The following is a 21476-nucleotide window of genomic DNA, read 5'->3' as shown; positions in this document are numbered from 1 at the left end:
CTTACAGCCCCTCTCCGTTTTGATTTAACACAAAGGGCTTCAGCCGTTGCTGCTGCAAACAGCTACCGTCAAGAGCACTGACGTCTGCGGTTTCAATAAACTCAGCGATGAGAGAGTTGGCGCAGGTATGGCTTGCAATGGTATGGCTTGCATTTGGCGCCACTAAGTGCCTACTGTTGGGTAATGTGTCGGCAGCTAACTCTCCCCACGAAGGCGGCGTTACCGGATCCAACTCTCCCGACAACAGTAATACTGGCTTATCGCTAACGACCGGCTCTGCCCAATAAGATGGCACCGGCGCCGACTTCCAGCCCCTGCACATGTCAAGGAATGCATCTCCGGTGCGGGCACCAATAAATTGGTTGTCTCCGTCTTCTGCTAGCAGCTGCTCGGTCGCACGAGGTAAGTCCTCGCTGCACACTACCGATAACATTAGACCGAGATAAATACTGCTTTGTGACATTGTGCCGCCCATTAACCCCAATACAGCGTTGTAGTTTTTCTCCGAAGCCGAATGAATCGCATAAGGCAAAAGCTGACGTGTATTTGGGTGATATAACGCCATACGCACAATAGAACTAAAACGCCCGGGTGTTAAGTTTATGGTAATAGGTTCAAAAGACAGAGGATCATGGGTATCCAGCAGTACGTCCTGTTTTTCTAAAGCGGACATAACATCAAAATAGTCTTGCTCTAAATTGGGAAACTGTTCCTGACAAGCAGCTTGCTCTTCGCAGTTCTTCAGCATAGCGTCAAATGCTTGTGCCCCATGTTGACCAAACGGACCAATTACCACTTGAGGCGGAGCTACGGCATCTAAGGTAGCAGTACGCACAGATTCCGGCGCTTCTCGTAAGTAGGTTAACCCAACCCGAGTTCCATAAGACCCACCGTATAAATTCAGTCGCTGAACACCTAAATGCTCACGAACGTTCTCAAAGTCCTTAACAGCATTCACCGTGTGATACTGAGTTGTGTCGGTGTCTGGGTATTTTAATAAACAGTCTGCTGTTAACTCAGCTAAATCCTGGTCATCGTCGCTTCGTATCAGTTCATCCGGACGACTGATATCACATTCAAGAGGATGACTTTTCCCTGTGCCACGCTGATCGATCAACAAGATATCTCGTTTTTGGCGAACCTTATCGAACATTCGGGAAATCATCGGCGCCAACTCGGTGGCTGCCTGACCTGGGCCGCCCGCTAAAATCAGCATTGGGTCGGGCTTTGCGCCTTCCTGAATTGCTGGAAGCACCGCGTAATGCAAGCCTATTTGCTTACCTTGTGGTTTCTCATAGTTTTCAGGAACTTGAACAATCCCGCATTCCAAGCGTTCCTGAATTCCCGGCAGGTAGCACTCATTATCGATTGTGTCCGTATTTTCTTGTTGTTGTGCTTGGGCGTTACTATTAAACGCGCCCAACACTAACAAGGGTATGGAAACCAGCATCCACTGTTTCATAATCAGTCCAATTGAATTGAATCACAGTGAGTTATTGTCGTTGAGAAGTGGAAAAAATAAAAGGTAAGTAACTGAAAGAATTGTTAGAAGATGTAAAAAAACCCGCAGGCTAAGCTTGCGGGTTTTTAGTAATTCATTTTAGCTTTGTAATTAAAGGCCTGCGCGCTCTTTAATTGCTGCAGCAATCGGCGAGCCGCCGTGACCGTTAGACTGTGCCCATTCGTAGTCACCGGAGCTTTTCAGTTCGTCTACTGATAAACGTCCAACAATAAACTCGCCAATGTCTTGCGAGCCATTTGCCATTGCGAACTGCAATAAGCTTTGACCATTACACTGGATGCCTGAATAGATGTCACGGACACGCACGCGTGAGTCACGTAACTTTTTACGCATACGCATGGTGTCGTCACCCTGAACGTAGGTGCAAAGGCTTAACGCCAATTCGTTCGCTTCTGCGTTTTTTGAAAAAGTTGCGCCAGTTACTGCAACCGCAGCCATCAAGGTGCCTAATACAATCGCTTTCATCTAAAACCCCATCACAAGATTGTTCAAAAATTCATCAGGATGATACTACGATATGAGTCGCTCTGCAATGGGCTGCAAGTCACGTAAGTGACTGAAATTATAACGTCTTATTAACGTTTCCTATCGAAAATAAGGGTAGTAAAATCGTTGGAGTTTCGGTCGTTTGCGGCAAAGTTTTGCCGCTCTATCTCTTGCCAATCAGCGACTTCCTCGTAATCAGGAAAGAAAGTGTCGCCGTCAACATTTAGGTCTATTTTAGTAACATATAAGCGGTCTGCCAGGGGTAAAAATTTTTCATAAATTTTTCCGCCCCCAATGACCATAACTTCTTCAACGGGTCCTGCCGCTGCAATGGCTTGTTGCGGGCCATTAACCCAAAGCACTTGGCCGTCATGGGTTTCACGACTTTCAGAAGTTCTGCTTAGGACGATATTTTTACGACCAGGTAATGGGCGGCCAATTGACTCAAAGGTATTCCGACCCATAACAATTGGCTTACCCAAGGTAATTTTTTTGAAATATTGGAGCTCGTCGGGCAAGTGCCAAGGCATTTTATTGTCTTTTCCAATGACTCTATTGTCTGCCATTGCAACCACAAGCGATATTTTCATTTAGAATTACCTTTTTACTTCTGATAAATAACTTCGACGCCATGGTCGTCGTCATCATCGTCGTCCTCGTCATCTTCGAAGTGCTCTTCCATGACATCTTCGTGATAACTGTCCCACTTGAACTCGACCGGATCCGCTTCTTCTTTCTCTTCCATATGCGGTACGGGCAAAGTTTCAATATAGTTCATGACTTCGCGACAAAGTTCTTGGGAACCTCTCCCCTCCAGCGCTGCAATCTGAAACACAGGGCCATCCCAATCCAACTCTTTCACTAACGCGTCAACTTGCTCCTGGACTTCTTCATCCAATACCAAGTCAACTTTATTAATGACAAGCCAACGTGGTTTTTCAGCCAGCTTAGGACTGTATTTTTCAAGCTCGTCAATAATGATGCGAGCCTGTTCAGCGGGGTCTGTCTCGTCAAATGGTGCTAAGTCAACTAAGTGCAAGAGCAGTCGACAACGCTCCAGGTGTTTTAAGAAGCGGATACCCAAACCGGCCCCTTCCGCGGCCCCTTCGATTAACCCCGGAATGTCCGCTATAACAAAACTTTGGCCAGGTGCAGGTGTCACTACACCAAGGTTTGGAACCAAGGTAGTGAACGGGTAATCTGCTACCTTGGGTTTAGCCGCAGATACCGAGCGTATAAACGTTGATTTACCCGCGTTAGGCATACCCAGAAGCCCAACATCAGCCAGCAACATCAGTTCCAGCTTTAAGTTGCGAACTTCACCAGGAGTACCGTCCGTCTTTTGGCGCGGAGCACGGTTCACACTGCTTTTAAAGCGCGTGTTACCAAGTCCATGAAAGCCGCCTTTAGCAACCAACAGCTTTTGACCGTGCTTGGTCAAGTCGCCCATGACTTCGCCAGTATCAATATCGGTCGCGCGAGTTCCCGGAGGGACAGGTAAAGTAATGTCGCTGCCCCGCTTACCAGTGCAGTTTTTACCCATACCATTTTGGCCACGCTCTGCACGGTGAAAACGCTCAAATCGATAATCGATAAGCGTATTCAAGTTTTCATCGGCTTGCAGGTAGACATCACCACCATCGCCACCGTCACCACCGTCAGGACCGCCTTTGGGTATGTATTTTTCGCGGCGAAAACTAATACAGCCATTACCACCGTCGCCAGCGTCGACACGAATTTCTACTTCATCAACGAATTTCATCGCAATCTGCTACTTATCACTTATTAAATATTGTGCAAAATTCTAGCACATAAGAAAAAGCCCCGCCGTAATGGCAGGGCTTTCGAACCGAAACTTTTCAGTTTATGTCGAGGTTATTAGTCAGTAATAACGCTCACATACTTACGGTTGTTCTTACCTTTCGTTTCGAAAGATACCTTGCCTTCTGAAGTCGCGAACAACGTGTGATCTTTACCGATGCCAACGTTGCTACCAGCGTGGAATCGAGTACCGCGCTGACGAACCAGGATATTACCTGCAAGAACCGATTCACCACCGAAGCGCTTAACACCTAAGCGTTTACTCTCTGAATCGCGACCGTTTTTAGTAGAACCACCAGCCTTTTTATGTGCCATGTCGTTACTCCTTAATTAGCTATTGATACCAGTGATTTTCACTTCAGTGAACCACTGACGATGGCCTTGTTGGCGACGAGAGTGCTTACGACGACGGAACTTAACGATGTTAACTTTATCGCCGCGACCGTGATCAATCACTTCTGCTTTCACTTTACCACCGGATACGAACGGAGCGCCGATGTTTACATCGTTACCGTCAGAAACCATCAAAACCTGGTCGAATTCAACTACATCACCGGTAGCTGCTTCCAGTTTTTCCAGGCGGACGATTTGGCCTTCAGACACACGGTGCTGCTTACCGCCACTTTGGAATACTGCGTACATATTATTCTCCACAACCCAATTGGGTATCCAAATTCAAATCAGGGCGCGAATTGTACGTAATCCCGTCAACGATCGCAAGCCCTAATTTGCCGCCTTTAGAGTTTCCGAGCCCGTTGAATTAGTGTACCATCTGGTTTCCGTTAAATTTTGTAAATTTCAGATATCTATGATGGATATGCAGTCCATTAACGCATTAGCCAAAAACGACATGTTGGGTGTGAATGCGCTTATTGGTGAACAACTAAAATCCGACGTTGCGTTAATCAACCAGCTGGGTATTTATATCGTCAATAGCGGCGGTAAACGCCTACGCCCCCTGCTGACGGTGATAACCGCCCGAGCCTTGGGCTATGACGGCAAAGACCACCAAAAACTCGCCACCATTATAGAGTTTATTCATACCGCAACACTACTACATGACGATGTTGTCGATGAATCTGATTTACGCCGTGGCCGCAAAACTGCAAACGCCGTATTCGGTAATGAAGCCGCAGTATTAGTGGGTGACTTTCTCTACACCCGCGCATTCCAGCTTATGGTCGACTTGGACTCCTTGCGTATCTTGCGCATTTTAGCCGATGCCACCAATATTATTTCTGAAGGCGAAGTCTTACAGTTGATGAACTGTAATGACCCGGATACCTCTGAAGAAAGTTACTTTGACGTAATTTACGGTAAAACAGCCAAGCTGTTTGAAGCTGCGACTGAGCTGGCAGGCGTACTTACAGGGCAGGACGAAAAGCTTACGGCTCAATTGGCGGACTACGGCCGCTATTTAGGTACTGCTTTTCAACTTGTAGATGATTTACTGGATTACACAGCTGACAGCGACTCAATGGGCAAGAATGCCGGCGATGATTTAGCCGAAGGTAAACCAACGCTACCGTTGTTGTACGCCATGTGGAATGGCAACGATGTAGAGCAGAAACTGATTCGCGAAGCGATAGAGCAAGGCGACGGACGTGAGCACTTACAAACCGTGCTAACTGCTATGGAACGCACTGGAGCACTGCAATACACTCGCGAGAAAGCATTAGAAGCCGCCGAACAAGCACGCCAGTCCTTAAGCGAACTCCCGGACTCCGACTACAAACAAGCCCTACTATCCCTAACCCATCTGGCTGTCGACCGAGTGGCTTAAGAAATGCCTTGGGGGATCGGGTTCTGTTTCGGAGGACGCCCGTGAATACATCCCTGTAGGGCTTGGGTAGCGCCATCCATGGCGCTACACACCTCCGAAACAGAACCCTTCCCGCTTTAGGCATTTCTAATAAGCATCCATGGCCTTCGACACTCCGCCATAGAAACCTTCAACACTCGTAACGCTCGCAACCCAACAGCCTGCCCCTTTTAGGCTACATACCTTTCAGCAAGTAGCGTGGAAATGTTGGGGTAGGTCAGTATTGGCGAAAAGTCATTGCAAGGTTATCTGGAGAAAGTGTGCAGCGCCAAGGATGGCGCTGCCCAAGCCTTACAGGGACGTACTTGCAGGCGTCTTTCGGAAGATAACCTGCAATGGCCAGCCAATGCTGGCCCGCCCCAATATTTTCAAGAGCGGATAGCTGAAAGCTTAGCTGGCGAAGTCGATGCCTTTTTGGATATCGCCCTTCAGGCCGTCAAGCATGTCGTCCATGCATTTTTGTTCGTATGCACTTAGCTTGCCGTAAGACAGGATTTCTTCGGCACCATTTTTGCCTAAGCGTACTGGCTGTGCGAAGAACTTAGCATTGTCGCCTGGGCCTTCTACGTAAGTGCACTCAATAGTGTCCTGACCTTGCAGGCCTTTTAGCAATGACAATGCAAAGCGTGCTGCTGCCTGACCCATAGACAGGGTTGCTGAACCGCCGCCGGCTTTTGCTTCAACGACTTCAGTACCTGCATTCTGGATACGGTGAGTTAAGTCTTTGATTTCTTGCTCAGTAAACTCAACACCTTCAACTTGAGACAGTAATGGCAGAATCGTTGTACCGCTGTGCCCACCAATAACTGGCACGTTTACGTTTTCAGGGTTAAGACCACGCAGTTCGCCAACGAATGCTTCTGAGCGGATAACGTCCAGAGTGGTAACGCCGAACAGCTTACGCTTGTCGTAGCAACCTGCTTTTTTCAAAACTTCAGCAGCAATTGGAACGGTGGTGTTGACCGGGTTGGTGATGATACCGACACAAGCGTCAGGACAGTTGTCGGCAACACCTTGTACTAAGTTTTTAACGATACCCGCGTTCATGTTGAACAGGTCAGAGCGATCCATACCTGGCTTACGTGGTACGCCGGCTGGAATTAATACGATGTCGCTGCCAACTAATGCTGACGCAAGGTCGTCTTTACCGAAGCCTGTGACTTTTACGTCGGTAGGGATATGGCTTAGATCAACCGCAACACCTGGAACTACTGGCGCAACGTCATACAAAGATAACTCTGAACCTGCTGGAAGTTGTGTTTTCAAAAGTAATGACAATGCCTGGCCGATACCACCGGCCGCACCTAATACGGCTACTTTCATCTCAGACTCCGTTTTGTTTGTCGATTAGAACTGCATAAACATGCAGAATTTGGTGCAAAACTGTACTTGAATACGCTGTTAAATACAACTGACGAGCCTTTTATAACAAAGCTCGAATAGCGTCACAGAATGCAGTAAACTGGTCGCATTATAGCATAAAATGACAGTCAGGAAGCGGCACGATAATGGTGAAAGATCAATTAATTGACGCCTTCAAAACGTTACTTCGTGAAGAACGTTACGGTTCGCAAGGCGAGATAGTTAACGTACTGAAAGAGCAAGGCTTTGAGAACATTAGCCAGTCGAAAGTGTCGCGTATGCTTAGTAAGTACGGTGCAGTCAGAACCCGTAACGCAAAGCAGGAAATGGTTTACTGTCTGCCTCCTGATTTAGCCGTTCCTTCAACTAAGGCGCCATTAAGCCAGCTTGTACTGGATATTCAGCATAATGATGTCATGGTCATTATTCGGACCAGCCCTGGTGCCGCTCAGCTTATCGCCCGTTTACTCGACTCAGTTGGCAAAAAAGAAGGCGTGTTGGGGACTATTGCCGGCGACGATACTATTTTTATTGCACCGGTAAAAGTACAGGACATTGACTTTACGCTGCGAAAAGTCAAAGAGTTGTTTGCCAATCAGTCAGTACTGCCGTCTTCCTGATTAACGGGTAGCTCTCTGTTTTCTAAGAGAAAACGCGTTGACGGAACAAAAAAGCTGGAATTCAAAACTGCTTGAGAGTAATCGAGTATTGGATCGTATTGCCCCTGCTCATCGGCGTAATAACGTGCCTTTAACCACTCGACAACACTTTTAGGCGCATGAGAAAAGTACATCCCTAATAACCCTTGCTCGCGCAAGTCGCCCCAAGGCATGTTTTGCCGTAACAAAGGTATTGGCTGTTCATTCTTATCCATTAGTTTCGCTTTAGCAGCATGAGTGACGCCGTCGATCATTGCCTCTGGTAAACGCTCGCCGGAGACTTTCTCTCGTCCCATAATCTGCTCCTGCTTTTCCGGGCCTAAATAATCCCAACGCCGTAAGTCATAGCGAATTTTCTGAACAAACAAATAACTACCGTCAACAAAGGCAGTGTCGTCAGTTGCGTTTATTAGCGAGGCTTCGCGTTTGCGCATACCTCTTGGGTTATCAGGGGCATCAATAAAGCCCAGCAGGTCGCGGCCGTCTAAATAGCGAAAGGAACGGATTTGCTCTGCCACTTCAATGTCATAACCAAACCACTCCATAATGGTTCTGCCCGCTAAATAATTGGCATCGAATCGGTCGCAGCGTATATGTAAGACTAAGTCAAAAGGATGACGAGGCGCTTCCCGGTCTGCGTCGCTTAGCTCGGGGAATGCCTGCAGGTGAAGCGGTCGTTTATGCGGGTAAAGGATATCCCAATATTCAGCACCAATGCCGACAAAGCCGGTCAGCATGGCTTCAGAAAAGCGTGCATCTAAGTCCTGAATGATAGCCGGGAATCGAGACAGTTTACGGCGTAAACTCTCGACATCGTCACTCATGACATGACAAAACAAGGTTAAGCCGTGCAAATTTGGCTCGGCGTATATCCCTGATTGCGCTTTATCCACCCTTTTCTCCCGTTTAACTATTATTATTGTGAGTTCGCTGCATTGCTTTTTACATTAACTCATGCAAAAGGCATTATAGAATGCCTGTATTCGTTATGACACCGCAAGGAAAAATCATGCGTAATCTGATTCTTATTGGAAGTTTATTAGGGTTAACCGCCTGTGCGACGACAACGTCACAACAGCCGACCCAACAAAACGTTGCACAACAGAGTGTTGCTGAGCAATTTCACCAGTTGGCAGACACCATTTGGGAAGGTATGAATGAGTCCAGCGATACCGAGCTAACGGACATGTCACCGGAAGCCTTGAAAGCTCGCTATGAAAAACAGTCAAAATGGCTGGAGCAATTGGACGCGATAAAACTGAACCAGCTGAGCGACGAAGATAAAATTAATCACGCTATGATTCGCTACTCGCTGAAAAACCGTGTCGACGAATACCGTTTTAATGCGCATTACATGCCACTAACGGCCGAGGGTAGCTTCCACAGTTCGTTGGCCTTTATGCCGTCGTATACCTCATTTAACTCGGTTGAAGATTATCAAAACTATATTTCGAAGTTGCGCAGCATTCCGCGCTACATGGAGCAACAAACCCATTGGCTCAGAAAAGCCATTGAGGAAGGTTACACACAGCCCGCTGCGGCTATGGCGGGCTTCGAAGAAAGTATTCTGGCTTATCTTGTTCAGGACGCCAGTGAAAGTGTTTACTTCTCTCCTTTTGCCAAGCAGCCTGCTTTTGCCAATGACACTGAGTGGGAAGCGCTAAAAGCAGACGCAATGACAGCGATTGACGAGCAAGTCATGCCTGCGTACGACGATTACTTCACCTTTATGGTAACAGAGTACTTACCGAATGCTCGCGAAAGCGTTGGCGCTAGTGAACTACCTAACGGCGATGCGTTTTACCAAAACCGTATTAAGCATTACACCACGCTGGATATGACCGCTGACGAAATTCATGAAATTGGCTTGCAGGAAGTCGCTCGTATTCGCGGCGAAATGCTGGAAGCCATTGAAGCAACCGGCTTTGATGGAGACTTTGACGAATTCGTTGAGTTCTTGCGTACTGACGACCAGTTTTACCCGGAAACGGCAGAAGAATTACTGCAATACGCCGCCTGGATAGCCAAGAAAATGGATGGTGAACTGCCGAAGCTGTTCAAAACCTTACCACGTAAGCCTTATGGTATAGCGCCGGTTCCCGAAGAAATTGCGCCTAAGTACACAACCGGCCGTTATTCAGGAACCAACCGAGATGATCGTGCGGGTTTTTATTGGGTGAATACCTACGCGTTAGACCGTCGTCCTTTATACCAGATGGAAGCGCTGACGCTGCACGAAGCGGTACCGGGTCATCACTTACAAAACGCCATTGCGGGTGAGTTAGAAAACTTACCGGAATACCGTCAGCAAACTTATATTTCCGCGTTTGGCGAGGGCTGGGGGTTGTACTCTGAATACTTAGGTCTGGAAGCAGGCTTTTATAAAGACCCTTACAGTAACTTTGGTCGTTTAAGCTATGAAATGTGGCGTGCAGCACGCTTAGTGGTGGACACCGGTATGCATGCTAAAGGCTGGAGCCGCGAGCGCGCGATGGACTTTATGGCCAACAATACCGCATTGTCACTGCATAACGTGAAAACCGAAATTGACCGTTACATTACCTGGCCTGCGCAAGCGCTTTCATACAAGCTCGGCGAGTTGACTATTAAGCGTTTACGCCGCGAAGCAGAACAGCAATTAGGTGATAAGTTCGACATTCGTGAGTTCCACGATGCGGTACTGGAAAACGGCAGCGTGCCACTGAAAGTACTCGAGCAACACATCAACAACTGGATTGCTGGGCAGAAATAGAACAGAAACCCCGCTATCAGGAAGACGCCTGCAAGTACGTCCCTGTAAGGCTTGACTGGCGCCATCCATGGCGCCAGACACTTCCTGATAGCGGGGATTCTATTTGTTTATTTCTGCCGCCTGAATCCATCCGTGGCGCTGCACAACTCCACATGAGGCCCTGTAACCATTGGACGCGCTCACGAGTATTTCTCCCAGTATGTACGCTCCATGACCTTCGACACTCCGCCACAGAAGTACTCAACACTCATAACGCTCATAAGTGAAGAACCTGCCCTATCGACTTACGAACACACCGCTGACCAACACATAACGATGACGTATCAGTTTTATTGCGCAGAGATCTCGCTACCAAAGCGTTATCTGATAAAGCAGCTCTTGGGTATTCTGTTTCTGTCGTAGAAAGGCCATGACGTAACTCGTTTTATCTTTCTCATCCAGACGAAATAAGATCTTATAATTATCTACTAGCATTACTCGATAGTCAGTGATACCTAACGTCTCAAGTTCATGAGAAATGGTTAATTGCAAAGGGTTATCGCCGAGTTTATTGATGGCGAAATCAAGAAGTTGATGACCTAACCTAATAGCTTCTTCCTGACCCAGAAAGGATTCCATATAGCGGGTTAAAGCAGCCAGAGTCTTATAACTGAGCTCGGTAAAATTAACATCGTAGTTCATAACTGAGAACTAAAGCTCAAACTTCTTTGTTCTGATTTCACGCTCTAGCCTTTCTTTTGCTTCGCTAAGAGATAGAAGATTTTGATTTCGAATATCCCTTTCAGCCAAATTCATCAGCTTAAGTGTCGCAATAGCTTCGTCCCGTTGTCTAGCGCTAGCTTCCGACTCAATACGATATACCGGATTTCCACCTTGAGTGACCACAATAGGCTCTTCGACATTCAGTGACGCCGCATTTTGCTTAATGTAACTAATGGTTTTTATCTGCATAGCTCCCTCCCGACTGAACAGTCTAAATATAGACTATAAATAGACCACCTACAAGCTAGAATATCTCACCTGATGTGAACATCAGGCTACTGAACATCGGGCACAAAAAAACCGCCGAAGCGGTTTTATAAGTGGCTAATGAGTGCGCTCAACGGTTGCGAGGACTCTTAACGAGGTGTGCAGCGCCATGGATGGCGCTGCCCAAGCCCTACAGGGAAGTACTTGCGGGCGTCCTCGTAAAGAGTCCTTGCAACCTAAGCACTCATTAAGCCACGTTGATGGTTGGGATGATGTTTTCCTTGGCCGCTTTTTCTGCGTCGCGGAAGGCATCCATTTGGTCGAAGTTCAGGTATTTATAAACTTCACCAGCCATCGAGTTAATGTCTTGTGCGTACTCCAGGTACTCTTCCGGCGTTGGCAAGCGGCCTACAATAGCACCAACAGCTGCCAGCTCTGCCGACGTCAGGTAAACGTTGGCGCCGTCACCTAAGCGGTTCGGGAAGTTACGAGTCGACGTTGACAATACGGTTGCGCCAGCTTCAACGCGGGCCTGGTTACCCATACACAGTGAACAACCCGGCATTTCGGTGCGCACACCGTTACGCTCGTAAATGTCGTAATAGCCTTCGGTTTCCAGCTGGGCTTTGTCCATCTTCGTTGGTGGTGCAATCCACAAACGCGTGTTTAGCGGGTCAGAGTTTTTCTCTAACAGTTTACCTGCGGCACGGAAGTGACCAATGTTGGTCATGCACGAACCAATGAACACTTCGTCAACTTTGTCGCCGGCAACTTCGCTTAAGAACTTAGCGTCGTCCGGGTCGTTCGGGCAGCAGACGATTGGCTCTTTAATTTCGTCCAAATCGATTTCGATAACTTCTGCGTATTCCGCATCTTTATCGGCACGCGTCAGTGATGGGTTCTCAAGCCATTCTTCCATCTTACGAGCACGACGCTCAAGCGTACGCGCATCGCCGTAGCCTTCGTTGATCATCCAACGCAACATGGTGATGTTAGAGCGCAAGTATTCACTGACTGAATCTTCTGACAAGTTGATAGTACAACCCGCTGCAGAGCGCTCTGCTGATGCGTCTGACAATTCGAACGCTTGCTCTACGGTTAAGTGCTCAAGACCTTCGATTTCCAGGATGCGACCTGAGAACGCGTTTTTCTTACCGCGTTTTTCTACGGTCAATAAGCCGTCTTTAATAGCAAACGCAGGAATTGCGTGAACCAAGTCACGCAGAGTAATACCCGGCTGCATTTTACCTTTGAAACGCACCAGTACTGACTCTGGCATATCCAACGGCATAACACCGGTTGCAGCTGCGAAGGCAACCAAACCAGAGCCTGCCGGGAACGAAATACCCAGCGGGAAACGTGTATGCGAGTCACCACCAGTACCGACGGTATCCGGCAACAACATACGGTTCAGCCAACTGTGAATAATACCGTCGTTCGGGCGCAACGAAACGCCGCCACGGTTCATGATGAAGTCTGGCAGTGTATGCTGAGTTTCAACGTCAACTGGCTTCGGATAGGCTGACGTATGGCAGAAAGACTGCATAACCAGGTCAGCGTTAAAGCCAAGACAAGCCAGGTCTTTCAGTTCGTCACGGGTCATTGGACCGGTGGTGTCCTGCGAGCCCACGGTAGTCATTTTCGGCTCAACGTAAGTGCCAGGACGCACGCCTTCCATACCACAAGCTTTACCCACTAACTTCTGTGCCAGGCTGTAGCCTTTAGCACTGTCTTCTGGCTGCTCTGGGGTCAGGAATAAGTCAGAGTGACCTAAGCCCAGTGATTCACGCGCTTTGGTGGTTAAACCACGACCAATGATCAGGTTGATACGGCCACCGGCACGCACTTCGTCAAGAATAACCCGTGACGCATAGTCGTATTCAGCGATAACGTCGCCCGCTTCATTTTCAATTTTGCCTTCGTATGGGTAAATGGTAATGACATCACCCATATTCATTTTTTCGACGTCGGCTTCAAATACCAACGCACCAGCGTCTTTCATGGTGTTGAAGAAGATAGGTGCGACTTTGCCGCCAATACAGATACCGCCCGCACGCTTGTTCGGCGTACCCGGCATGTCTTCACCAATGTTCCACAGGACAGAGTTGGTTGCTGATTTACGTGAAGAGCCTGTACCTACGACGTCACCTACGAAAGCAACCGGGTGACCTTTTTCTTTCAACTCTTCAATCTGCTTGCCTGCATCAGTGATGCCTTCGCGAGGCATTTTGTACATGGCTTTGGCATGCAGTGGAATGTCAGGACGTGACCAGGCGTCAGGTGCTGGTGACAGGTCGTCGGTGTTGGTTTCGCCGGTAACCTTAAAGACAGTCGCTTTAATCTGGTCTGCCATTTTGTCACGGCTGGTGAACCACTCACCTTCGGCCCATGACTCAACCACTTCTTTAGCCAGCGCATTACCGGCTTTCATTTTCTCTTCAACGTCGTGGAAGGCGTCAAACATTAAGATTGTGTGCTTTAATTCTTCTGCCGCTAAGCGACCTAGATCAGCGCTGTCCAATAACTCAACCAAAGTCACGATGTTGTAACCACCGTGCATATTGCCAAGCAATTTAACGGCGTCTTCTTTGCTGATAACCGGGCTTTGTATTTCGCCTTTTACCAGTGCGCTTAAAAAGCCAGCTTTTACATAAGCAGCTTCATCAACACCTGGTGGTACACGCTCAGACAATAACTCTACTAAGAATTCTTCTTCACCTGCTGGTGGGTTCTTCAGTAGTTCAACAAGATCGGCTACTTGTTCTGCCGTTAGTGGTTTCGGAGGGATACCCTCTGCGGCACGCTCTTCCACGTGCTGACGATATTCTTTAAGCACTCGTATTACCTCTCATTTGCTTGCATGAATTCAAGACGGTTCACTAGTGCGGCGCATTATACGGATTTTGCGCTTAAATTCCCATGCGAGAGGACTATAAATCAGATAATTCAGGGTATAAATAAGATGAATGCGCTGGCTGATTGCGCCCTGATTAAGGGCGCTCCACTTTTTGCACAATGGCATACATAACCGGTACCACAAACAGCGTCAGTACCGTGGCAAAACCAAGGCCGAACATGATAACCGTCGCCATGCTCGCAAAAAAGTCATCAAACAGCAGCGGCAACATACCCAGAATGGTTGTCGCTGCCGCCATGCCCACCGGCCTTACACGGCTAACAGCGGCATCGACCAGCGCATCAATGCGAGATTTACCAGACTCGAGCTCGACATTGACCTGCTCCAAAAGCACAACCCCGTTCTTAATCAGCATGCCTGACAAGCTTAAGAAACCCAGTAGTGCCATAAATCCAAAGGGCTTGTTCAGCAGCAAGAGGCCAACCGTCACCCCAATTATCGACAGCGGTACCGTTGTCCAAAGCACAGCGGCATGACGAATACTATTAAACAACAGCACGGTAATAATAAACATCACCAAAAAGCCCAGCGGCAATGCCCCAAATAACGCCTTCTGAGCCTTGTTTGATGCTTCATGCTCACCACCCCAGCTGAGCTCGTAGCCCAACGGCAATTCGATAGCTTCTACTTTCGGGCGCACACGTTCAAATACCTGAGCTGCGGTTTCGCTACCCAAAATATCGTGGTCAGCCATGACCGTCAGTGTGCGCTTTCTATCGCGACGCAGTATTAACGGGTCTTCCCAGGTGGTATCAATACTTCTAACCACTTGCGCCAGCGGTATAAACCTATCGAGTACCGGACTATAGATTTGCAGTTCCTGCCAATTGTTAAGATCAACACGCTCTGCCGCCGGCGCTCGCTTCACTATTGGTAAAAGGTCGGTTCCGTCGCGATAAACCCCAATTTGCTGGCCGACAAAGTTACCCAGCAAAACGTTATTCACGTCTTCTTTAGTAATGCCCGCACGTCGTCCGGCCGCTTCGTCATATTCCGGCTGCAATAACTTAGTGCGCTGTCGCCAGTCAGAACGAATATTGACGGCACCTGCATCGTCACGCATTATCGCCTGCGCTTTTTCGCTCAACTGACGTAACACCTGAATATCCGCTCCTGAAAAGCGTGCCTCAATTTTCGCCGGCGTTGCAGGTCCTATTTCGACCCTAATCAGCTTGTCTTCAACGTCAGGGTGAGCGTTTTTTATACGTTCCCGAATATCCGCCATAAGTGGCGACATCGCCTCTTTGTCGTTTACACGCACCAGCAACTGAGCGTAGCTTTCATAGCTTTTTTCGACCAAATAAGTCAGTGTGAAGCGCGGTGCTCCCTGGCCGACGGTTGTTGCGACCGAAACCACCTCCTGTTTGTCCAGCAAGTAGTCTTCGAGGCGTTTTGAATCCTGTTCGGTATGACGAATGTCCGTGCCTTGTGGATACCATAAGTCCACATAAAACAGTGGCGTAGTAGATGGCGGGAAAAAGGCCTGTTTTACCTGACCAAAACCGACAACAGCTAAAACCAACATAATGACCATGGCCAGCATGCTAATCACGCGATGTCTCAGGCAAACACGCAACGCACTGCGGTACTTTACATAAAGTGGGTGCTTAAAGGCATCGTCGTTTTCATCGCCAATGTCTTTTTCCGAATATAGCCTATCAGCTAAAAAAGGAATCAAGGTTAGAGCCGTCACCCAACTAAGCAGCAAGGAAATCAGCAAGACCCAGAACAAGCTACCAGCGAACTCGCCAGTGGCGTCAGACGAAAGACCAATTGGTGCAAAAGCGATAATGCCAATGACAGTAGCCCCTAACAGCGGCCATTGATTTTGTTTGACCACCTGAGTTGCGGCTTGCACTTTGCTCTGCCCACGACGCATGCCGACCATAATGCCGTCAGCAATAACAATGGCATTATCGACCAACATACCCAGAGCGATAATCAGTGCGCCTAGCGACACCCGCTGCAGGTTAATATCGCCAAGACGCATAAAAATAAAGGTACCAAGCACCGTTAATAACAGCACAGAGCCAATCAGCAGGCCACTTCTAAAACCCATAGACAGCAGCAGCGCTACAACGACAATAGCGACCGCTTCGACTAAATTCAGCAAAAAGGTATTAACGGAGTTTTCAACTTCGTGGGGCTGATCGTAAATACGCTCAACGTTCATACCAATTGGCTGAGCATAGGAAAGCTCATTCAAACGTTGCTCAAGACGCTCACCAACTTCCACGACGTTCACATCATCGGCGAACGACAATGCTAACCAAAGCGCAGGTTCACCATTGTAGCGAACAACATGATCAGGAATATCTTTTGTCTCACGATAAATGTTGGCGACATCGCGCAAGTAAATACGCTCACTTGCTCCGGGGTTACTAATGACCAACTTTTCCATGTCTTCGACAGAGGAGAACTCGCCACTGGTAGCAATGCGCATCGATTCTTCATTAATAGTCACACGCCCTGCATTTGCGACGGCATTTTGTGTTTGCAGTAAATTGGCGACTTGCTGTGGCGGTATACCAAAATTGCTCAACTGCGCCCGAGAGACCTCAACAATAACCTGCTCCTGGCGCTCTCCTGACAGCAAGACCTTGCCAACGCCTTCAACGAGAACCAGTTCTCTTCGCAAAAAGTCGGCGTAGTGCTCGATATCTTTGTAGGAATAGTCAGGCCCAGTGATAGCCAGCATCACGCCATAAACGTCGGAAAAGTCATCACGAACAATAGGCTCGCCTGTGCCTGGAGGAAGCTGACGCTTAGTGTCATTCACTTTGCGTCGAAGTTCATCCCAAATCTGCTCCAGGTCATCCGCTCTATAAATGCTCTTCATCTCCACCGTAATTTGCGACAGCCCGGGCTTAGATATCGAACGGATATTATCCACGTAGCTCAGTTCCTGAATTGCATTTTCCAGGCGGTACGTCACTTCCTCTTCCACTTGTTGAGCCGACGCGCCCGAGTACGGTGTTATGACCATCGCTTGTTTTATGGTGAACTCAGGGTCTTCCAGGCGACCCAACTGAGTTAATGCGACAATTCCTCCAACCAACAACAGCAGAAGAAACATCCAGCTGGTTGTTTTGCGGGTCATGCTATAGCGAGCGATATCCATTACAGCCCCCGTTCGCGTTGCCATTCACGAACTTTCTGGCCTTCACGAAGTTGATGGACTCCCGCAATAACAATGGTTTCGCCTTCTTTTAGTCCACTGACAATTGTCAGGCCATCATTGGTCGCGGTACCGACAACCACTTTGCGCTTTTCAACGGACATGTCTTCCGCCACTACCCACACATAAGACGGCGGCTGCTCTGTATTACTGCCATTAGTAAACACCGCTTTTGTTGGCACCAACATACCGGTAATTGTTGAGCGCAGAACTTGAGCCATATCCACAATGACCGTTGCAGTCATGCCCGGAAGAACATTCAGGTTGTCGGGTTTAGGCAGAGTAAAAACCACCTCATACGTATTGGTTGCTGGGTCGGCTTGCGAGTCCCATTCCTTCAAGTGAGCCCTGAATTGGAACTCAGGTGCTGCGTCAAAGCGAATCATTGGTTCATAGTCAGTTTGCTTTTTGACTCTGGCAAACAGTTTCTCCGGTACCTGAATACTGACATCAATCGCGTTATTAATTTGCAAGGTGACTATGGGTTGTTTCGGTTGAATATTTTCATAAGCTTCAACCGCTAAACTCGCTATCACGCCATCGAAGGGGGCCCGTAACTCAGTGTATTTCAGGTTTGCTTTAGCCGTTTCATAGTTCGACTTAGCCACCGCCCGTTGTGACTCAATTTGGTCAAATTGCGCTTCTGACATCACGCCCTCATTGACCAACACCTTATTCCTTTCATACTGAGATGCCGCCAGCTCATATTGAGCTTTCGCCTGATCCACAGCAAGTTGGTAATCGGTCGGGTCAAGACGAGCAATAAGATCGCCCTGCTTAACTTCGGCACCCGGTCTTACCGGGAGTTCGGTAATTTCACCGGCAACCCGAAACGTCAACTGCGCCACTTTTGCGGCTTCCACAACACCGGGAAATTCACGCAGTTTGGCGCCGTTATTTTCGGTCACTGTAAGTAGCTTAACCGGACGAGCCTCATCAGTTTTCTCTGCTTCTGCTGGTGCTTCGCTACAAGCAACCATTAATAACACAAGGGATGTGACAACAAACCAACGCATGCGTATTTTCCTAATGACGAACTATGAATTGATAATTAGTTTACTGCACGTACAGTTACAATTATATTGAATTAAAATTAAAAACTTAATCAGTATAATTTAATGAATTTATCGCACCTAAAAATGCTTATCACTGTCGCCGAGCTAGGAAGCTTACAAAAGTCAGCTGATCACTTAAGCCGTACCCAATCTGCTGTCAGTATGGCGCTGAAAAAGCTGGAAGACAGTGCCGGCTTTGCGTTGTTTAATCGAAGCGGATATCGCCTGCAGCTTACCGAGCAAGGCCAGCATTTTTTAAGACAGGCGGAAGAAGTTGTGCGTCAGCAAGAGCGTCTGCAGTCACTGACCGAACAACTGAAATACGGTGCCGAGCCTTTATTGACCCTTTGCTATGACCACACCTGCGACAGTAAGTTATGGCTGCCAAGTATTGAGCATATACAACAGCACTACCCCGCCACCGAAGTTCACATTGACGGCGAGTCGCAAATGCGGGCCCTCAAGCGTATTGATAATGGATCGGCAGACTTAGCGCTGTGCCCCTGGCTGCCCTTATTTCGTCAGTACGGCGACTTTGAAACTCTACCTGTCGCACCATTTGAGCTTACTGTCGCCATTGCATCTTCTTTAGTGGATGACTTCGGACGTATGCCATCCAGCCGACAGGACTTGCTTGAGCTGCCAATGCTAGTCCCTCAAAATTTAGAGATTGGCATTAATTTAGATGCGGTACTACGTTTACCCAGTCAGCAGCGCATAAGAGTGAATGAAGTGAATACTCAATTTGAACTGTTAAAGGCAGGCTTTGGTTGGGGAATTATTCCAAAACACATTGCACATAATGCCATTAAGCAGGGCAAACTGGTTGAAATTACCATTCCCGGATTCATCCAACAGGTAAGTCTGGAGATACACCTGGTGCGCTCTGCGAACCGTACTTTAGGCCCTGCTGCCAATGCCATCTGGGAAAGTTTTGCCTGACGATGTCTGCATGACATTCACACCAGAATACTGAGGGTAAGATTAAGAAAACTGCGAGTTTGCAGAAGATAATAAGTCATGATTCAATGTTAACTAAAAGTTAATTATGAGGATTATCTTATGCACCAAAAAATCCGTATATTCAGCTTAATTGTATTTTCATTTTTATTCTATCTACCCTCTTCGGAGGCCTCAGCTCAACCGAATAATTGCACTGTTGTCAATGAAAACTCCGAAAGTGCAGCTACGTCGCTCAATGAAGCTAGTGATCGCTCTGTCTGCTTCCGTCTAAATGGTTTGGTAAGCAATAACGTCAACATTTTGGCAGCTTCGCTAACAAACACGGACAGTAGCGCCGCGACCAGAGGTTATGATTATGAGGTGCGATTAATTGACGGAACCGTTATCCACTCAAGTTTTTCGGATGATACTGGAGAAATAAATAACTTTGATTTGGGAGACGAAACTGCAGTTACTATTAAACTAACCCCTAAGGTCGGTACTTACGGTCGAGACTTTAACTTTTCAGTGTTAAATGGTAATGAAAATAATCAATTCAGTTTTATATACATAGGAGGCAATACTTCTCCAAGCCAAACTTCCGCCCCTCCAACAGGTGGCGAGTGCGATCCCAAAACAGGGATATGCTACGATCCTTTATCTTCGAATGTTGAAACCCAATCTGATGGCTTTGACATCCAGGATGCCTCGACGTGTAATGATGGAAACCGCCCTCCAAGTAAGTTACCTCATAAAAGTGGAAATCCGGATGAAGTATTTAATTTAAATGCAGTTTTAAGGGAAGCCAGGAACTTTAATAATACCCGAGGGTTTTCTAGTCTATCAGGCGCTCCTCATATTCCTATTGACCTTTCCCCTGAACTAACACCATCTTATCGATGAAATTTCAGTTTTAAGCTACCTGTTTTGCAAACTCCACAGGCGGTAAATAATTTAACGAGCTATGCGGGCGTTCGTAATTATAATGACGCTGCCACTGCTCTATTTCATACCTCGCCTCGTCGAGCGTTCTAAACCAGTTCTGATCAAGACATTCATTCCTAAACTTACCATTCAAACTCTCAACAAAAGCGTTCTGTGTTGGTTTTCCTGGCTGAATAAAGCTCAACCTTACATCGTTGCTTTTGCTCCAGAAAAACATGGCTTTACTGGTAAATTCGGTGCCATTATCGCAGACAATATGCTCTGGCTTGCTGCGCTCGTCGATAAGCTGAGACAAAAAGCGCGATACTTGCTGTCCTGAAATCGATACTGAGACAAGTTGCCCAACCATTTCCCGGCTAAAGTCATCGACAACGTTCAAGACTCTGAAACGTCGGCCACTTGCCAGCTGGTCAGACACAAAGTCCATCGACCATCGCTCATTAACACGCTGCGGTGCGTCCATAACGACACGCGGTCGTGTCAGCTTTTTACGTTTCTTGGTCCGAACCTGAAGCCCTTGTTCGGTATAAAGGCGATAGGTTCGCTTCTTATTCTTTACAAGCCCCTCGCGCTTAAGCAACCCATGCAGCAGTAAATAGCCATACCGTGGATATTCCACGGCAAGCTCCTTTAGGCGAGTCGTTACCCGTTCGTCATCTCGCTGCTTTGGCTTATATCGGTAAGCTGTTCGACTCAGCCCGACCAGTTTGCACGCAAGGCGCTCGCTTAGCTTATACGCAGAGATTAAATGCTCTACGACACGCTTCTTGCTGGCGGGCTTCACCACTTTTTTGAGACGACATCCTTTAAGGCTTCTGTCTCAAGCATCTTCTCCGCCAACAGCTTTTTAAGCTTGTTATTCTCAGACTCAAGCTCTTTTAGACGCTTGGCCTCATTCACTTCCATTCCGGCATATTTACTACGCCAGTTATAAAACGTGCCGCTGGAAATTCCCATTCGACGACAAATTTCGTCAACTTTTGCACCGGCCTCATGCTCTTTGATGGCCTTGATGATTTGCTCTTCGCTGTAACGTTTTTTCATAT

Annotated in this window: 19 protein-coding genes; 5 read left to right on the top strand and 14 right to left on the bottom strand. The window is 47.7% G+C overall.

The genetic code is table 11. The annotated features are described in order from the left end of the window. Nucleotide 1: 1 nt before the first annotated feature. The 6 genes from UM402_RS02535 to rplU all read right to left on the bottom strand — a co-directional run bounded on the left by UM402_RS02535 (nt 2) and on the right by rplU (nt 4471). Nucleotides 2-1462: an alpha/beta hydrolase gene (locus UM402_RS02535; RefSeq protein WP_058575985.1), complete on the bottom strand. Its 1461-nt coding sequence runs from the start codon at nt 1460-1462 to the stop codon at nt 2-4. Nucleotides 1463-1612: 150 nt separating this feature from the next. Further along, the gene (locus tag UM402_RS02530) at nt 1613-1987 is read right to left on the bottom strand and encodes a DUF3718 domain-containing protein (RefSeq protein WP_053954616.1); all 375 of its coding nucleotides are present in this window, start codon (nt 1985-1987) and stop codon (nt 1613-1615) included. A gap of 110 nt (nt 1988-2097) precedes the next feature. After that, nucleotides 2098-2598, bottom strand: coding sequence for a type 3 dihydrofolate reductase (gene folA / locus UM402_RS02525; protein WP_058575984.1), 501 nt, complete (start codon nt 2596-2598; stop codon nt 2098-2100). Nucleotides 2599-2612: 14 nt separating this feature from the next. Continuing rightward, a complete protein-coding gene (gene cgtA / locus UM402_RS02520; protein ID WP_058575983.1) occupies nt 2613-3770 on the bottom strand; it encodes an Obg family GTPase CgtA in 1158 nt (385 codons plus the stop codon). Nucleotides 3771-3886: 116 nt separating this feature from the next. Continuing rightward, nucleotides 3887-4144, bottom strand: a complete 258-nt coding sequence (rpmA, locus tag UM402_RS02515) for a 50S ribosomal protein L27 (RefSeq protein ID WP_053954619.1) — start codon at nt 4142-4144, stop codon at nt 3887-3889. A gap of 15 nt (nt 4145-4159) precedes the next feature. Next, entirely contained in the window at nt 4160-4471 is a 312-nt protein-coding gene (gene rplU / locus UM402_RS02510) for a 50S ribosomal protein L21 (protein WP_058575982.1), read from the bottom strand. A 169-nt stretch (nt 4472-4640) separates the two neighbouring features. On the opposite strand from rplU, the gene ispB reads away from it, so the two are divergent. After that, nucleotides 4641-5612 carry an octaprenyl diphosphate synthase gene (gene ispB, locus UM402_RS02505; RefSeq protein ID WP_058575981.1) on the top strand — a complete coding sequence of 324 codons (972 nt, stop codon included), beginning with the start codon at nt 4641-4643 and terminating at the stop codon, nt 5610-5612. A 429-nt stretch (nt 5613-6041) separates the two neighbouring features. Here the strand turns inward: ispB and mdh are convergent, their stop codons facing one another. Further along, on the bottom strand, nt 6042-6974 hold the full coding sequence (gene mdh, locus UM402_RS02500) for a malate dehydrogenase (RefSeq protein WP_058575980.1): 933 nt from the start codon (nt 6972-6974) through the stop codon (nt 6042-6044). Between the two features lie 185 nt (nt 6975-7159). Here mdh and argR point away from each other — a divergent pair, with 185 nt between their 5' ends. Continuing rightward, nucleotides 7160-7633 carry a transcriptional regulator ArgR gene (gene argR / locus UM402_RS02495; RefSeq protein ID WP_058575979.1) on the top strand — a complete coding sequence of 158 codons (474 nt, stop codon included), beginning with the start codon at nt 7160-7162 and terminating at the stop codon, nt 7631-7633. Here the strand turns inward: argR and UM402_RS02490 are convergent. Further along, the gene (locus UM402_RS02490) at nt 7609-8565 is read right to left on the bottom strand and encodes a Dyp-type peroxidase (RefSeq protein WP_058575978.1); all 957 of its coding nucleotides are present in this window, start codon (nt 8563-8565) and stop codon (nt 7609-7611) included. The two genes, argR and UM402_RS02490, sit on opposite strands and share 25 nt — an antisense overlap. Before the next feature lie 80 nt (nt 8566-8645). Here UM402_RS02490 and UM402_RS02485 point away from each other — a divergent pair, with 80 nt between their 5' ends. Continuing rightward, nucleotides 8646-10424 (top strand): DUF885 domain-containing protein, encoded by a 1779-nt coding sequence (locus UM402_RS02485; RefSeq protein ID WP_322295441.1) that lies wholly within the window; start codon nt 8646-8648, stop codon nt 10422-10424. A gap of 348 nt (nt 10425-10772) precedes the next feature. Here the strand turns inward: UM402_RS02485 and UM402_RS02480 are convergent, their stop codons facing one another. The 5 genes from UM402_RS02480 to UM402_RS02460 all read right to left on the bottom strand — a co-directional run bounded on the left by UM402_RS02480 (nt 10773) and on the right by UM402_RS02460 (nt 18504). Further along, nucleotides 10773-11042 carry a type II toxin-antitoxin system RelE/ParE family toxin gene (locus UM402_RS02480; protein WP_322295440.1) on the bottom strand — a complete coding sequence of 90 codons (270 nt, stop codon included), beginning with the start codon at nt 11040-11042 and terminating at the stop codon, nt 10773-10775. A gap of 72 nt (nt 11043-11114) precedes the next feature. Next, complete coding sequence (locus UM402_RS02475; protein ID WP_058575975.1) at nt 11115-11375, bottom strand: type II toxin-antitoxin system Phd/YefM family antitoxin; 261 nt, start codon at nt 11373-11375, stop codon at nt 11115-11117. A 265-nt stretch (nt 11376-11640) separates the two neighbouring features. Next, nucleotides 11641-14229, bottom strand: a complete 2589-nt coding sequence (gene acnB / locus UM402_RS02470) for a bifunctional aconitate hydratase 2/2-methylisocitrate dehydratase (protein ID WP_058575974.1) — start codon at nt 14227-14229, stop codon at nt 11641-11643. 154 nt (nt 14230-14383) lie between these two features. After that, complete coding sequence (locus UM402_RS02465) at nt 14384-17431, bottom strand: efflux RND transporter permease subunit (protein ID WP_058575973.1); 3048 nt, start codon at nt 17429-17431, stop codon at nt 14384-14386. Then, nucleotides 17431-18504, bottom strand: a complete 1074-nt coding sequence (locus tag UM402_RS02460) for an efflux RND transporter periplasmic adaptor subunit (RefSeq protein WP_058575972.1) — start codon at nt 18502-18504, stop codon at nt 17431-17433. The genes UM402_RS02465 and UM402_RS02460 overlap by 1 nt, the downstream gene beginning before the upstream one ends. 102 nt (nt 18505-18606) lie before the next feature. Between UM402_RS02460 and UM402_RS02455 the strand changes: the two genes are divergently transcribed. Then, nucleotides 18607-19485, top strand: a complete 879-nt coding sequence (locus UM402_RS02455) for a LysR family transcriptional regulator (protein WP_058575971.1) — start codon at nt 18607-18609, stop codon at nt 19483-19485. Between the two features lie 120 nt (nt 19486-19605). Then, the gene (locus UM402_RS02450; RefSeq protein WP_322295439.1) at nt 19606-20388 is read left to right on the top strand and encodes a hypothetical protein; all 783 of its coding nucleotides are present in this window, start codon (nt 19606-19608) and stop codon (nt 20386-20388) included. Between the two features lie 10 nt (nt 20389-20398). On the opposite strand, the gene UM402_RS02445 is transcribed toward UM402_RS02450, so the two are convergent. Then, nucleotides 20399-21474, bottom strand: a protein-coding gene (locus tag UM402_RS02445; protein WP_322295294.1) for an IS3-like element ISIba1 family transposase whose coding sequence is annotated in 2 segments (ribosomal slippage) — nt 20399-21225 and nt 21225-21474 — 1077 coding nt in all. Because the reading frame shifts where the segments join, the coding sequence is not laid out codon by codon here. Nucleotides 21475-21476 lie beyond the last annotated feature (2 nt).

The organism is Idiomarina sp. OXR-189 (assembly GCF_034373425.1).
GTDB classification, from domain to species: Bacteria; Pseudomonadota; Gammaproteobacteria; order Enterobacterales; family Alteromonadaceae; genus Idiomarina; species Idiomarina zobellii.
The sequence above is the reverse complement of the archived record's forward strand: the minus strand, read 5'-3'. Positions and strand labels throughout refer to the sequence as shown.

Bases quoted from the DNA above. Each gene is read 5' to 3' on its own strand.
- cgtA (WP_058575983.1), bottom strand. From the start codon at position 3,770: ATGAAATTCGTTGATGAAGTAGAAATTCGTGTCGACGCTGGCGACGGT.
- mdh (WP_058575980.1), bottom strand. From the start codon at position 6,974: ATGAAAGTAGCCGTATTAGGTGCGGCCGGTGGTATCGGCCAGGCATTG.
- UM402_RS02475 (WP_058575975.1), bottom strand. From the start codon at position 11,375: ATGCAGATAAAAACCATTAGTTACATTAAGCAAAATGCGGCGTCACTG.
- ispB (WP_058575981.1), top strand. From the start codon at position 4,641: ATGGATATGCAGTCCATTAACGCATTAGCCAAAAACGACATGTTGGGT.
- UM402_RS02460 (WP_058575972.1), bottom strand. From the start codon at position 18,504: ATGCGTTGGTTTGTTGTCACATCCCTTGTGTTATTAATGGTTGCTTGT.
- UM402_RS02480 (WP_322295440.1), bottom strand. From the start codon at position 11,042: ATGGAATCCTTTCTGGGTCAGGAAGAAGCTATTAGGTTAGGTCATCAA.
- UM402_RS02485 (WP_322295441.1), top strand. From the start codon at position 8,646: ATGCCTGTATTCGTTATGACACCGCAAGGAAAAATCATGCGTAATCTG.
- argR (WP_058575979.1), top strand. From the start codon at position 7,160: ATGGTGAAAGATCAATTAATTGACGCCTTCAAAACGTTACTTCGTGAA.
- UM402_RS02465 (WP_058575973.1), bottom strand. From the start codon at position 17,431: ATGGATATCGCTCGCTATAGCATGACCCGCAAAACAACCAGCTGGATG.
- UM402_RS02535 (WP_058575985.1), bottom strand. From the start codon at position 1,462: ATGAAACAGTGGATGCTGGTTTCCATACCCTTGTTAGTGTTGGGCGCG.
- rplU (WP_058575982.1), bottom strand. From the start codon at position 4,471: ATGTACGCAGTATTCCAAAGTGGCGGTAAGCAGCACCGTGTGTCTGAA.
- UM402_RS02530 (WP_053954616.1), bottom strand. From the start codon at position 1,987: ATGAAAGCGATTGTATTAGGCACCTTGATGGCTGCGGTTGCAGTAACT.
- UM402_RS02450 (WP_322295439.1), top strand. From the start codon at position 19,606: ATGCACCAAAAAATCCGTATATTCAGCTTAATTGTATTTTCATTTTTA.
- UM402_RS02455 (WP_058575971.1), top strand. From the start codon at position 18,607: ATGAATTTATCGCACCTAAAAATGCTTATCACTGTCGCCGAGCTAGGA.
- folA (WP_058575984.1), bottom strand. From the start codon at position 2,598: ATGAAAATATCGCTTGTGGTTGCAATGGCAGACAATAGAGTCATTGGA.
- rpmA (WP_053954619.1), bottom strand. From the start codon at position 4,144: ATGGCACATAAAAAGGCTGGTGGTTCTACTAAAAACGGTCGCGATTCA.